The sequence below is a fragment of the Pseudomonas sp. CHM02 genome (genome assembly GCF_000612585.1).
GTDB lineage: Bacteria > Pseudomonadota > Gammaproteobacteria > Pseudomonadales > Pseudomonadaceae > Aquipseudomonas.
The window spans coordinates 21,998-34,772 of sequence record NZ_JFCA01000067.1 but is presented as its reverse complement, the minus strand read 5'-3'; the positions used below and the strand labels follow the sequence as shown (position 1 = coordinate 34,772).

Annotated in this window: 11 protein-coding genes; 5 read left to right on the top strand and 6 right to left on the bottom strand. The window is 58.8% G+C overall.

Translation table 11 applies throughout. From position 1 onward, the window contains the following. The 3 genes from BM70_RS0128540 to BM70_RS0128530 form a co-directional block, all read right to left on the bottom strand. Positions 1-2,243, bottom strand: a 2,243-nt coding sequence (locus BM70_RS0128540; RefSeq protein WP_025859188.1) for a DUF6531 domain-containing protein, incomplete at its 3' end; no start/stop codon positions are given. 198 nt (positions 2,244-2,441) lie between these two features. After that, positions 2,442-3,923, bottom strand: a complete 1,482-nt coding sequence (locus BM70_RS0128535; RefSeq protein ID WP_025859187.1) for a methyl-accepting chemotaxis protein — start codon at positions 3,921-3,923, stop codon at positions 2,442-2,444. 96 nt (positions 3,924-4,019) lie between these two features. After that, the gene (locus BM70_RS0128530) at positions 4,020-4,826 is read right to left on the bottom strand and encodes a TatD family hydrolase (RefSeq protein WP_025859186.1); all 807 of its coding nucleotides are present in this window, start codon (positions 4,824-4,826) and stop codon (positions 4,020-4,022) included. Positions 4,827-5,063: 237 nt separating this feature from the next. Between BM70_RS0128530 and BM70_RS0128525 the strand changes: the two genes are divergently transcribed. The 3 genes from BM70_RS0128525 (at position 5,064) to BM70_RS0128515 (ending at position 7,581) form a co-directional block, all read left to right on the top strand. Next, the gene (locus tag BM70_RS0128525) at positions 5,064-6,485 is read left to right on the top strand and encodes a transglycosylase SLT domain-containing protein (RefSeq protein WP_025859185.1); all 1,422 of its coding nucleotides are present in this window, start codon (positions 5,064-5,066) and stop codon (positions 6,483-6,485) included. 102 nt (positions 6,486-6,587) lie between these two features. Beyond that, the gene (locus BM70_RS0128520; RefSeq protein WP_025859184.1) at positions 6,588-7,022 is read left to right on the top strand and encodes a DoxX family protein; all 435 of its coding nucleotides are present in this window, start codon (positions 6,588-6,590) and stop codon (positions 7,020-7,022) included. Positions 7,023-7,272: 250 nt separating this feature from the next. Further along, positions 7,273-7,581, top strand: coding sequence for a hypothetical protein (locus BM70_RS0128515; protein WP_025859183.1), 309 nt, complete (start codon positions 7,273-7,275; stop codon positions 7,579-7,581). A gap of 4 nt (positions 7,582-7,585) precedes the next feature. Here the strand turns inward: BM70_RS0128515 and BM70_RS0128510 are convergent, their stop codons facing one another. The 3 genes from BM70_RS0128510 to BM70_RS31650 are packed head-to-tail and all read right to left on the bottom strand — an operon-like array spanning position 7,586 to position 10,980. Next, positions 7,586-9,316: a Gldg family protein gene (locus tag BM70_RS0128510; RefSeq protein WP_025859182.1), complete on the bottom strand. Its 1,731-nt coding sequence runs from the start codon at positions 9,314-9,316 to the stop codon at positions 7,586-7,588. A gap of 15 nt (positions 9,317-9,331) precedes the next feature. Continuing rightward, the gene (locus tag BM70_RS0128505) at positions 9,332-10,057 is read right to left on the bottom strand and encodes an ABC transporter permease (protein WP_025859181.1); all 726 of its coding nucleotides are present in this window, start codon (positions 10,055-10,057) and stop codon (positions 9,332-9,334) included. Next, positions 10,054-10,980, bottom strand: a complete 927-nt coding sequence (locus tag BM70_RS31650) for an ABC transporter ATP-binding protein (protein ID WP_043274415.1) — start codon at positions 10,978-10,980, stop codon at positions 10,054-10,056. The genes BM70_RS0128505 and BM70_RS31650 overlap by 4 nt, the downstream gene beginning before the upstream one ends. 222 nt (positions 10,981-11,202) lie before the next feature. On the opposite strand from BM70_RS31650, the gene BM70_RS0128495 reads away from it, so the two are divergent. Together BM70_RS0128495 and greB are read left to right on the top strand one after the other, a co-directional pair. Continuing rightward, positions 11,203-12,186: a hypothetical protein gene (locus tag BM70_RS0128495; RefSeq protein ID WP_025859179.1), complete on the top strand. Its 984-nt coding sequence runs from the start codon at positions 11,203-11,205 to the stop codon at positions 12,184-12,186. 113 nt (positions 12,187-12,299) lie between these two features. Then, complete coding sequence (greB, locus tag BM70_RS0128490) at positions 12,300-12,773, top strand: transcription elongation factor GreB (protein ID WP_025859178.1); 474 nt, start codon at positions 12,300-12,302, stop codon at positions 12,771-12,773. The last annotated feature ends 2 nt before the right edge of the window (positions 12,774-12,775 follow it).

Genomic DNA, 12,775 nt, shown 5'->3' with positions numbered 1-12,775 from the left:
AAGCGTCCGGCTTCGTCGTACTGATACGCCGTGATCGCGCCCAGCGGATCCTGCTCAACCGTCAGCCGGCCTTTGTCATCGTAGGACTTGAAGTGCTCGGCCCCATCCGGATCCACCCGCTGCACCAGCCGCGCCCGCTGGTCATGCACGTAGACTTCCTGGCTGCCATCGGCGTTAAACACCGTGACCTGTCCGTTGTCATCCCAGGCATACCGCGTGTCCATCTGCGAAAAACTGGCCCAATGCCGAACACATCGCGCCGCCTTGCCAGACCGTTCCCACTCCCAGAAGAAACTCGCCCCACCGGCCAAGCCGCGTTCAAGAATCACGTGCTGTTGGTCGTACCGATAAACCTCGCTTTCGCCGACTGCGTTGGTCGCTGAAATCAGTCGTCCGAGGTCGTCATAGGCGTAGGAAACAACGGTCTGTTCCGTCACCCAAACATACGGACCCTCATCCACGATGCGCTGAATCTGGTAGTCCACCGCCACGATCCGGCCCGACGCATAGCGCAACAACAGCGAACGCCCCACGCCGTTATCCAGCCGCTCGATACGCCCCAAAACATCCCGACAAATACGCAGCCGGTTGTCATACGCATCGCTGATCGCTGTCAGCACACCGTCGCGAAAGTGGTAGAAACGTGACGACTGAGCCAGCACCAACTCATCGGGCAAAGCACCCAAATAGATCGCCGCTTCTGCAAGACTGTTGGTGATCACAGGTCGAGAGGCAGTCGGTAAGGGCAGGGTGGTGAACCGGTTTTCATGATCGGTCCACACCACCGAATCCCCGGACACACTCAGCCGATGCGCCAGCGAATGACTCCAGCCAAAGCCCAACCCACAATCCACTGCCACCGCACTGGTGCGATACAACCGCGTCCACTCAAACGGCAGAATCCCGTCCAGCGCCCCATCGGTGAGGGTCAGCAATTCCTCGCCCGTAACCATCGATACCGGGCAGCCGTTGGTAGCGGTCTTGTCCGAGGACACAGCCGCATCCCCATTGGGATTGCGAGCGGACGACGGCACGTCATCCACAAGCTCCTGCCGCACCAACACCGTCCGTTGCGTGGCCTTGTCCCGAACCACCGGCACTGCGTTGGAAACCACCTGATCCCCCGCCTTCAACGGCACATCCGGGATCACCCTGATCGGCGTCGGCGCGCCGCCCAGCAACAACGGTTTGGCCGTTTCGACATGCGCCTCCAACCGAGCCCCGACCAGTTGGTCCGCCAGCATTTCCAGCCATCTCCGCACTCGTCCGGACTTGATGTGCCCCAGCACTTGCATACCCAAACGAAGCTGAACCCCCATGCCCCGCGTGGCCCAGATCAGAAACAGATTGATCAGCACCTCGCCGGTAATCTCGCCCAGCAGCTCGTACATCTGCGGCGGTGGCAGCATGCGTATCCAGGCAACCATGGCCGACAGATAGATAAACAACAGCGGCTCATCGCTGAGCACGAGCAGTCCATGGGCGATGGCGTCCTTGCCCAGTTTCAGCAATTCATCAAGTTCGGTTTGGGAGACGTACTGCAGCAGTTTCTGGCTGTTGCTCTTGAGGTCCGCCAGCAGGTCGTACAGTTGTGTGAAATTGTCCCAAAGGTTGTAGAGCGCCTTGCCGATCCCGGTTGAGAGCGCCAGGCCTTGTATCGCACTGCGCTCGAACAGCGTGGCGTTGGCAAAATCGTTCCATTGCGGCTTGAAGGTCTTCTTCCATTCATCACGCAGGCCCATTTCCAGGCCAGCGATCACCGACTGGTACGACGCATACAGCGCCTTGACGTGATCCTTGGATACATTGGGGTAAAAGGTGATCCGGTAGCGCTGATCACGGGTGCAGTCACTGACTTGAAGAATGCCGCTGGGGCCGATGGTGCGATGGATGGGTTCGCCCACCGGGCTGTCGTCATGGGCGATCGCTTGCAGCATCACTGGCGTATTGCCGATGGGCACAAACCGCGTGCTCTCGAACATATGCACCAGGGTCAACGCGCCCTGGGCCTTGCAGATGGCAACCGTGCGGCTGGGCTTTCTGGACGACGCGGGAGCGACGAGGGAAACCTCGTCCCCGACCTTGAACACTTGCTCCACTTCCAGCGCCGAACCGCTCCAGAAGCTTTCGGCCCATTCGTCAAAGGTGTTGAGGCAATTGCGCAAATCACGCAGGACGCCTTCAACGTCTGGCGCCTTGGCGTCCATGGGCGCCAGGATGAACCGGGCAATAACTGGGATCATGAAGCGGCCCCATTAAGTGGGGCACGAAGTGAGAGGTGCATCGGCGGTCCCTCGCGCTGATTGATCAGGCGAGAGACTTTGGAGAGGTTGCCAGGGAAAAGAAGTCGGCGTTATTCGCCGGGAGGGTTAGGACGTTTCGCCAAAACCTCAGGCATACCGAGGCTTTGTTGTAGGAGGGGGATTACAGGTTGAACAGTCCTACAGCTTCAACTGCCCAATCGCCTTGCTCAATTCCCCTGCCAGGGTGGCGAGTTCATTGCTGGTTGTCGCCGAATCCACGGTCTGCTGCACGGTGTTCTCGGTTACATCACGAATGCTCACCACTGCGCGGTTCATCTCTTCGGCAACGTGGCTTTGCTGTTCGGCGGCGACGGCGATCTGGGTGTTGCTCTCGCGCATCTGCGCCACGGCGCCAGTGATTTCGGCGAGTGCGGCGCCGGCTTCCTGGGCTTGCTGCACGCAGTCGTCAGCCTTGAACGAGCTTTCCTGCATGAAGTCCACCGCGTCGCGGGTGCCGGCTTGCAGCGCGGAGACCATGCGGGTGATTTCGTCAGTGGAGCTTTGCACGCGCTTGGCCAGGTTGCGCACTTCATCGGCAACCACGGCGAAACCCCGGCCCATTTCTCCGGCGCGGGCGGCTTCGATGGCAGCGTTGAGGGCGAGCAGGTTGGTTTGCTCGGCGATGCTGTGGATCACGCTGACCACACCGTTGATTTTCTGGCTGTCCTCGGCGAGTTTCTGGATCATTTCGGCAGTCTGTTGCACACCCGTGGACAGGCCGGCAATCGAGCGTTGTACGCGGGTCACCACTTCCTGGCCGCTGCCGGCGAGGGTGTCGGCGGTCTGCGACAGGTCGCGGGTGGCGCCGGCGTGCTGGGCAATGTGGTAGACGGTGGCGGTCATTTCGTTGATGGCGGTGGCGGCCTGGTCGGTTTCGCTCTGCTGGCCGAGCATGCCGTGCTGCACGTCGTTCATGCTGCTGGCCAGCCGTGCGGCGCCATCATCAAGTTGCTTGGCAGTACGCGCCACGGTGTTGACCACGCGCTGGTAGCCGGCTTGCATGGCGTTGAAGGCGCTGGCCATCTGGCCGACTTCATCCTTGCACGCCAACGGCACGCGGGCCGACAGGTCGCCGGTTTTTTCCACGTGCAGCATCACGTCCTTGAGGGTGTTGAGCTGGCTGAGCAGGAAGCGGATCAGCAATTGCGACGCACCGAGCATCGCCAGCATCAGGATCAAGACCGCCACCGCATAGTTGGCGAAACGTTCGCCGAACACCTGGCTCAGGCTGGGTGCATAGGCGAGCACGGCGACATATTGGCCGTCAGTGCGGGCGATGACTTCAGCCCCCATCAAAGGGTTTTCCCCGAACAACGGCATGTGGTTGAGTTCGACCCAGCCGAGGGTACTGCCCAGGGCTGACAGATCCTGATCCGCCAGTTGTGGGACTTGGCCGCGCTGGAACGTCAGCCAGTGTTCGCCCTTGGGCAGCGCTTTGCCACCTGGCCAGGCGCCGAGCAAGTGCGCCTGGACCTGCGCCGAGGCCCGCGATGCGTCGCTGCGGGCCTGTTGTTCAAGCTGCACGGCGTAGAGCACCAACAGCAGGGTGGTAATGAAGGCGACCGCGTTCACGGCCCAGAATTTGTACTTCAGCGAGATATTGCTAAGCCAGGCACCCATGGAAGGTTTTCTCTGATAGCGGAAACAGCATTGGCAAGGTGCCATTATTGTGCCGCTATCCCGAAAACCGGTTTTGACATGGGTCAATGCGCCGCATCAATCCACGTCAGGCAGCCCAAAAAAGCGGCGGGCGCAGGCCGTGCTGTGCCGGGCCAGGTCCTCCACGCTTTCGTTGCGGTGCAGGGCGACTTCGCGCAGGACTTCCGGCAGATACGCGGGTTCGTTGCGGCCATTTTTCGGCTTGGGGCGCAGCGTTCGCGGCAGCAGATAGGGGGCGTCGCTTTCCAGCATCAGACGGCCACGGGGAATTTCCCTGACCAGTGGGTGCAGGTGTGTCCCACGTCGTTCGTCGCAGATCCAGCCGGTGATGCCGATGTGCACGTCGAGGTCGAGGTAGCTGAACAGCGCCGCCTGTTCGCCGGTGAAGCAATGCACCACAGCGGCGCTGAGGTGATCGCGGTAGTCCTTGAGGATGTCCAGCAGGCGCTGGTTGGCATCACGTTCGTGGAGGAACACCGGCAGTTTCAGCTCGACGGCCAGGGCCAGGTGCTCTTCCAGGACTTTTTCCTGCTGTGGGCGCGGTGAAAAATCGCGATTGAAATCCAGCCCGCATTCACCCACTGCGCGTACGCGGCTTTCATTGAGCAAAGCCCGCAACCGCTGGGCACTGTCGCTGTTCCAGTCGCTGGCGGAATGGGGGTGGATGCCGGCGGTGCTGAACAGACGCTGGCCCGTTTCATCCAGTTTTACGCACAGCTCCAGGGCTTGTTCGCTGCCCTCGACACTGGTGCCGGTGAGCACCAGTTGTTGCACACCGGCGGCATAGGCACGCTCAAGCACGGCCTGGTGCTTCTCGTCGAAACTGGGGTTGGTCAGGTTGACGCCGATATCAATGAGTTGCATGGTGCTATCTCCGCCTGCGGCCGGAAAGCATATCAGAGCTGTAGATTTATAAGAAAATCGAAGAACTACAACGAGTTATAGCTGTCTTTGAACGTCGCAAGTGACATTGTGGTTGGCCGAACGCCTTGCCCCGTGCCACCGTTGCGCGCAAAGCCTGCGCATAAAGCGCTCTGTTTCTGACTCCCAGCGCCTCGTTTTTCGCGAGGGCGTTGGCCAGTATTCTTTTCCGGAGAGCGGATGATCCGACCCTCGGCGTTGCTTATGTTGTGCCTGACGCTGCTGCTGCCCATGGCGGCGGTCGCGCGTCTGGACGGGCCGCTGGAAGTGACCAGGCCCGGCAAGGTCCGCGACCTGGCGGAGATTCGTTCCAGCCGTACCCTGCGTGTATTGGTCAACCAGAGCCGTAACAGTTCCGGCGAGGTCCAGGGCCAGGCCATCGGTGTCGAATACCATCGCCTGCGCGCCTTCGAGCAATACCTCAATGGCCATGCCCGTGATGGCCAGGAAATCAACCTCAAGATCATTCCGAAGGCCAAGGACCAGTTGCTTGGCGCGCTGGCCCGTGGCGAAGGTGACCTGGTGGCGCCCGGCGAGTTGCTTGATGTAAAGGCTGTGCACAAGATCAGCACCAGCGACCCGATTGCCAGCGATGTGCCGTTGTGGCTGGTGGGCGTAAAGGGGGAACGGCGATTTACCAAGCTGGAGCAATTGTCTGGCCGCACCCTGGCGCTGACCACCGGCAGCGCGGCGGCGGATGCCATCAACCAGGTCAACCAGAAGCTGGCACTGCACAAGCAACCCCCGGTGAAAGTGGAGTGGGTGGACCCGACCCTGGCCGTGGAAGACGTGCTGGAAATGGTCCAGGCCGGCATTTTCCACCTGACCATTGTCGAGAAACCGATTGCCGAACGCTGGTCGAAGATCTTGCCCAAGTTGCGCTTCGACAAGCAGGTGGCGATCAGCGAACCGGGCGACGAGTACTGGTTTGTGCGCCAGGATGCGTCAATGCTGCGGGCCAGCATTGATCGGTTCCTCAAGACCTATCGAACCCCTTCCGACCAGGATGTGGCGTTCCAGCGTATCTACCGGCGCCTCTATCAAGTGCGTAATCCGTTGGCCCGCGTGGACCGCCAGCGCCTGGAGAAACTGCGTCCGGTGTTGCAAAAGCATGCGCGCGAGCAAGGCATGGATTGGCTCAACCTTGCCGCACTGGCCTTCAAGGAATCGGCGTTGGACCCAGGCGCACGCAACAGCGGCGGCCCCACCGGCCTGATGCAGATCACGCCCTCGGCGGCGCAACGCGTGGGGGTCAACAATATCGAGAACCTTGATAGCAATGTGCAGGCGGGGGCGCGTTACCTGGCGATGATCCGCCGCAAGTTCTTCGCCAGCCCCAAGCTCAATGAACGCGAGCGCATGGCCTTTGTACTGGCGGCGTACAACATGGGGCCGGAGCGCGTGCAGGGCATGCGTACCGAAGCCAAGCGCCGAGGGCTGAACCCCAATCAGTGGTTCTTCCAGGTTGAACGTATTGCCATGGAGCAAGTAGGGATGGGCGGCGTCAGCTATGTTAATAGCGTCAACAAGTACTATTTGGCGTTCGACCGGGAGCGGGAGTCCCTGGAGCCGCCAGCGGCGAAAATCGTCTCACGGAAATGATCGGTTTTGTCGATATTAATTAGGCATTTTTTCGGCTTTTATCATTGCCTAAACTGATTAATATAGCGGCCAACCCACCCCTACTTTGAAAGGATTATCACCATGAGCCCACTGATCAAAAGCATCCTGTCCACCCGCGCCGGTTATGGCCTGACTATCCTGCGCATCGTTGTCGGCATCATCTTCGCCGCCCACGGTTCGCAAAAACTCTTTGGCTGGTTTGGCGGCTACGGCCTGGCGGGCACTGCCCAGTGGATGGAAAGCATCGGCCTGGCGCCGGGTACCCTGATGGCGCTGCTGTCGGGGGGCACCGAGTTCTTCGCTGGCCTGGCGCTGATCATTGGCCTGCTGGCTCGCCCTGCGGCATTGGGCCTGACCATCCTGTCGCTGGTGGCGATCTTCTCGGTGCACATCCATAACGGTTTGTTCATGGCCAACAACGGTTATGAGTTCGCGCTGGCGTTGCTGGGTGGTTCCCTGGCCGTGCTGCTGGAAGGTGCTGGCAAACTGTCTGCCGACCGCGCCATCGCTCACTGATTCTTCTGCCAGACCCTGAACAGGCCCGCCATGTGCGGGCCTTTTCGTTGCTCGGGATTCTTGACACCGCACCACAGGCTTCTCTAGGATGCCGCTCATGCGCCGATTTAAACAGCTAATTGCGGGGCGCCATGGGTGATCGTCATCGGTCCCGACAGAAGCATGCTCCATGCTTCGAAATTCCGCTAAAGCGCTGGTTCGGTGTTGCCTCTCACCTGCCCGCAGACTTTTGAGGCAGAGACACGACACGATGAATGCACTACGCCCCCTGATACGCCTGGCCCCGATCACCGCGGACCTCACGCAGCGCAATCCGAAAATTCTCCTGGGCGGCAAGCACCAGCCAACGCTGTTGCGTTACCTGGATGGCTGGCCGCGTCGTACTGGCCGACCTTCAGCGTTCCTGATCCAGTTTGTTGAAGATGGCGACTCCCTTGCGCGTTTTGCCAGCAACAGTTTTGACCTTGCCGTTATCCAGGCCCCCAGCGCCAGCGATGCCGATGAGGTCATCCGCCATTTGACCCGCATTGCCCGACAAGGGCTGATAGCCCGTCGCTGAACGTTCAGTGAGTCACGCAGGTAGCGTGCAGCCAACGGCGGCGGTGGCCTAGCACGATCATCCAGGCGAACAGGCATAACATCAGCGGTATCGCCAACGTCACGACCAGCTTCATGGCCAGTTCCAGGCGATGCACCTGGGCATAGGCTTCACGCTGCAAGGCATGCAGCTCCATGGGCAGGCGCAGGCGTTCCTTGTTGAGTGCTTGCAGTTGGGTGGTAGTGTCCACCGCCTGGGTGCCAAGGCTGGTCGTCCATGGGCTCAGACGTTGCCACTCCAACTCCGTTCGGTGCAGACGTCGCTCCAGTTCGCTGGCCTTCAAGCGATAGGCCTGGTTCGCGACTTCGCGCATGCTCGCCAGCACAGTCGGTGGCCTTTGCGGTGCCGTGCGAGGGCGAATAGCGGCGAGTGTCTCGGGCGCAGACAGGTTATCCAGGGTGTTCAAGACAAACAGCGCGTTGCTGTCGGGCGCCGAGTTGATGACGTTGTCCGTAAGCATGTCCGTGTCGGCAATGACCACGACATGGATCTGCGCGGCTTTCTGCAGACCCGGCGGTTGCCCCTTGATGCCATCGGGAAACACCGAATAGCTCGGCCCCTCGATACGCGCGGCAATGACAGGGTGTTGCTCCTGGCTCGAGGCCTGTTCAATCAATGAATCGAACGTGGTCGCGCCAGTCAAGCTGCTGGTGTCCAGCAGCACAGCTTGCTCGGAGCTGCTCAGGAGAGGGGTGAAGGTTGTACGCGCTCTGTTCAGTGGGTAGAGGGCGCCGCTGCTCGATACGGTCACTCTATTGAGGTTCCATGTACTGATGTCGTTGGCGTTCATCGCCCGCCGGGGCAGGTTCAATCTGACTTGATTGGGCACACGCGGCGCCTCCCAGGGCGTATAGAGGTAGTCGACCACCAGTTTGTCCGCTGGCATCTGGATACCCCAGGCAGCGAGCAACTCGTCCAGTCGGGGACTGGCTGGGTTCGCGTGGGAACGTTGTTCGTTCAGGGGGTCGATGAACATCATCAATTTGCCGCCCCTCAATACAAATTGTTCGATCCCGTACAGCGCTCGCTCAGACAGCCCCCGTGGGTGTACAACCATCAGCGTTTTGATGGAGCCCGGGACTTGCACGGCAGTCGGATCCACGTTGACCAGCTCGAATTTTCGCTGAAGCTCCTGCAGCAGCCGGCCTGCTGATTCATCCATTGCCAGCCCCGACAACAGTGCGATAACCGGGCGCTTCGGGTGCTGCAACTTAGAGAGCAGATGACTGATTTCATACTCGAGCAAGGGCTCCCGGTCGAGGCTGAACGATCCGATACGTCGCACCCCGTGGCCGGCGCGGGTGCCGATAAGGCCAAGAAACCCTGGGTTGTCGTCGAGTCCGGATAACCGGGCCCGGTAGGCATCTTCCGAAAAAGGTGCAGGTTCAATCAGGTGCAGATTGATCATGCCTTTGGCCGCTTTTTCGTACTCTCTGAGCAGATCTTCAATGCGCTTGCCGTAGCGTTTTACGGTATAGCTTCTTTTCGATTTGTTGTTCGAGTTGAAATAATACAAGTCCACGGGGCTTTCCAGGGTGGCCAGCAGGTGGTGTACCGGCGGCGATAACGTGTGAACTTTTTGCTGAGAAAAATCCCACCGTGCATCTGGAAGTCTACCGACCCACACCAGGTTGAAAGCCAGGAACAGCAACAAGATGACGGTGAGCGTCATGCCGGTGCGCAGAGTGGACCGCATTAAGGATTTACCTTCTCAGCTGTGTTTATAGTTGAGTGTGACTGTTGTCGCAGCGAGAAAGCCGAAGATCATGCTGATGAAGTAAAGCGTATCGCGAAGTGTAAGTTTTCCATCATCGATACTGTTGAATCGCACCGTAGGACTGAGTGTGGTCAGGCTGTCAATCAGCCCTATAGGGACTTGATGTTCAAGTGCATCCAATAAATAGGCAAGTCCACTGGCTGTGAGCAATAAGCCCAGCGTCATTACGAAAACGACAGTGCGCTGACATACAAGTGTGCCAATAAAGCATCCCGCCGACAGGTAGCTGCCGGCCAGCAGCCAGCTCGCCACAAATTGCGAAGCGATAACGCTGTTATCCGCGCTGCCCAGGTAATTGGCGATCATGACGAGAGGGAGCATAAGAATCAGGGCCATGCCTGCGACGAGCCAGGCGGCGAGGAATTTTCCGATTACCCATTCAGACGTTGTGACGGGCATGGTTTTCATCAGGTCCAGAAAACCCGCATTGGCTTCATCCGACCATAGTCGTGTCGCCAGGTCGGGAATCAACAGTAAATAGAGCCAGGGGTGGAACTGGAAAAAAACCTGCAAGTCACCGCCGTTTTCTATCGGCCACTGGCTTATATACAACCCCAGGGTCACTGACAAAATCAGGAAAAGGGCGATGCTCAAGTAAGTACCGGGTGCATGGGCATAGCTGGCGAGCTGACGCTTTAAAATAATGGGCAATAGTTTCAAAGAGGCGTCTCTTGGCTCAGGTGGTGGACCACATCATTCAGGCGACCTGGCTCCAGGTTCAGTGCGTTGATTTTCCAGCGGCGACTGGCGATCAGCGTGTTGATATGGGGATAAATGGTGTGCCCCGGCATGGCGAGAACGGTCACTGTACCGGGGGCACGCCGATGCTCTTCGATGCCGGCCACGCCAGGCAGTACGGCCAGTGCCAGCAGATCCAGCGGTGTCTCCGCGGCAAGGGTGACTGCCTGGAAGTGACGAGAGCTGCGCTGTAGATCGGGCAGGGGGGTGTCGGCGACGAGACGACCGTCTGCAATGACCAGTGCGCGGGTACACAACTCAGACAATTCATCGCAGTGGCGGGAGGCGATGATCACGGTCATTTCTTGCGTCAGTGATTGGATCAGCGCCCTGAATGTCTGTTTCTGATCAGGCGCGAGCCCTTCGGTTGGCTCATCCAGCAGTAAGAGGGGTGGGCCGTGCAGGATCGCCTGGGCAATGGCGACTTTGCGCTTCCAGTCGATGGAGAGGGCATCGAGGGGCGCATTGAGCACGGGAAACAATTCCAGCCGGGCGACAGACTGCCCCAGCCGGGCGCGCTTTTCGGCTCCGTGGAAACCACGAATCGCGGCAATGAGTTCAAGGAAGGTTTTGACGGACATCGTCGGATGGCCGAGGTCCCTGGAAAGTTGATAGCCGACGAGTTGCCTCGTTTTAAGGGCATGGGTATGCGTGGCGTATCCCTGGATAGTGATATGACCGCTGGACGGTTGCGTCGAACCGGCTATTAGATTGAGTAAGGTTGTTTTGACCCTGTGATCGTGTCCGAAGAGTCCCAGGCATTCTTGTTGATGAGCACTGAATGAAAAGTCGCTAATGATTGCTTTGTTACCCGTGTGCTTTGTCAGATTGCTTATTTCGATCAATTTTTTTTACCGAATAAGTTTGGCGTGACGTAGGGAAGTTAAAAAAGGGTACGGGCAATAGCCGTTTTTGGGAACGCCGATCGGTCTTAATAAGAGAAGTCCTACGTGCGGGGCAGGTGGGGCGCTGAAACAATGTGTCGTGTTATTTTGGATGTCCAATGTTCGAATGTTTATGTGTTGTTTATATGAACTTTCTGCCCTGCATAATGAGGCCTGATTGCCATGATGCTACTACGTACCCTTGTTCTTGAGCGCAATGGTCAAGATGCTCCGGTCAACGGCGCACTGCTTTGTGGGTTTGCTGTAGGTCAAACGGCCTCCAACTTTCTTGTTTATAGCTTGGATGAAGAGGTAGAGCCGGGAAGTTCCAGGGTCTACATCGCTGCCTTGCGTAAGAAACTCGACCGGTACTTTCTGGGTGGGGTTGAATCCAGGGAAGACCTGCAGGTGGCATTGCATGTGTTCAAACAAATACTGACGTTGGCCGCTTCTGGAACTAAGCCGGGCGGTATCACCGAAACCCAGGTGCCTTATCACTTTGTCGATTTGAAAGGCTGCAAGCTGCCGCCTGCCAGGCCCGAGGACCATCATTCGGTGATCATCAAGAAGGCGTTGGTGATGAAAGTGATCACCCTGGGCCTATCGGCGCCGACGCTACCGGCGATCGAAAGCGCCTCGGTGATCGTGCCGTCCATTCGTTTCTCGTCGCAAATGACCTCAGTTCCCAAGGGAGCGAGCCCATCCGAGCCGCCCCGTACGCCTGTTCATGAACATCGTGTTGAGGAGCCCCGGCAACCCGTCGAGGCTCCCGTGAGCATGGCGCAGGCCGTACCTGCCATCCAAAGCGATCCCGACGTGCCGGTGCCACCGAAACTCCCGGCGTCAGGCGATAGCGGCACCTTGTTCGAAGTGGACAGTACGTTGACCAACCTGGCCCGTGTTGCTCAAGAGTTGACCCAGCAAAAGCTCGCCGCAATAGAGCGGGAGTCGGCACTTGAGCAATGGCAGGCACGACTGCAGCAGGAGCAGGGCCAACTGGACGAGAAGGTTCGAGAACTGGAGCAACGCACCACGCAACTGCAGGAGCAGTCGCTTGCCGTCAGCCAGAGGACTGAAGCGCTGAAGGTGATGATGTCGCAGGTGTCGGGGGCACGGCAGGGCTTGCGAGGATTGCTGCTTGAGCTGGACCAGGCGTTGGATGGCTAGACTGTTGTGGCTACTTTCCCGGGTTCATTTATCATCAACCCCAGCCAACCGAAGCCCGGGCTCTACACCCGAGTGGATCGGCACTTATGGACATTGCCTGGGGATGTAAGCGTTTGAGTACCAAGCTGATTACCAAAGAGGGTCATGAAGCGCTGAAGAAGGAGCTGGATTACCTGTGGCGCGAAAAGCGCCCGGATACCACGCGCAAAGTGACCTGGGCAGCCTCGCTGGGCGACCGCAGCGAGAATGCGGACTACCAGTACAACAAGAAATTGCTGCGCGAGATTGATCGCCGCGTGCGTTACCTGCGCAAGCGCCTGGAAGATATGCGCGTGGTGGAGTACATGCTCGAGCAGGAGGGCAAGGTGTTTTTCGGTGCCTGGGTGGATATCGAAAACGAGCAGGGCGAGACCAAGCGCTTTCGCATCGTCGGCTATGACGAGATCTACGATCGCATGGACTACATCTCCATCGACTCACCCATGGCCCGTGCGCTGTTGCGCAAGGAGGTTGACGATGAGGCCATCGTGCAGACCCCAAGTGGTGAAGTGTGCTGGTGGATCACCGGGATCGAGTATGTGAAGTGAAC

What these genes read in the sequence shown, in the direction of transcription:
- BM70_RS0128535 (WP_025859187.1), bottom strand. Translation starts at nt 3,923, where the DNA reads ATGGGTGCCTGGCTTAGCAATATCTCGCTGAAGTACAAATTCTGGGCC.
- BM70_RS0128530 (WP_025859186.1), bottom strand. Translation starts at nt 4,826, where the DNA reads ATGCAACTCATTGATATCGGCGTCAACCTGACCAACCCCAGTTTCGAC.
- BM70_RS0128525 (WP_025859185.1), top strand. Translation starts at nt 5,064, where the DNA reads ATGATCCGACCCTCGGCGTTGCTTATGTTGTGCCTGACGCTGCTGCTG.
- BM70_RS0128520 (WP_025859184.1), top strand. Translation starts at nt 6,588, where the DNA reads ATGAGCCCACTGATCAAAAGCATCCTGTCCACCCGCGCCGGTTATGGC.
- BM70_RS0128515 (WP_025859183.1), top strand. Translation starts at nt 7,273, where the DNA reads ATGAATGCACTACGCCCCCTGATACGCCTGGCCCCGATCACCGCGGAC.
- BM70_RS0128510 (WP_025859182.1), bottom strand. Translation starts at nt 9,316, where the DNA reads ATGCGGTCCACTCTGCGCACCGGCATGACGCTCACCGTCATCTTGTTG.
- BM70_RS0128495 (WP_025859179.1), top strand. Translation starts at nt 11,203, where the DNA reads ATGATGCTACTACGTACCCTTGTTCTTGAGCGCAATGGTCAAGATGCT.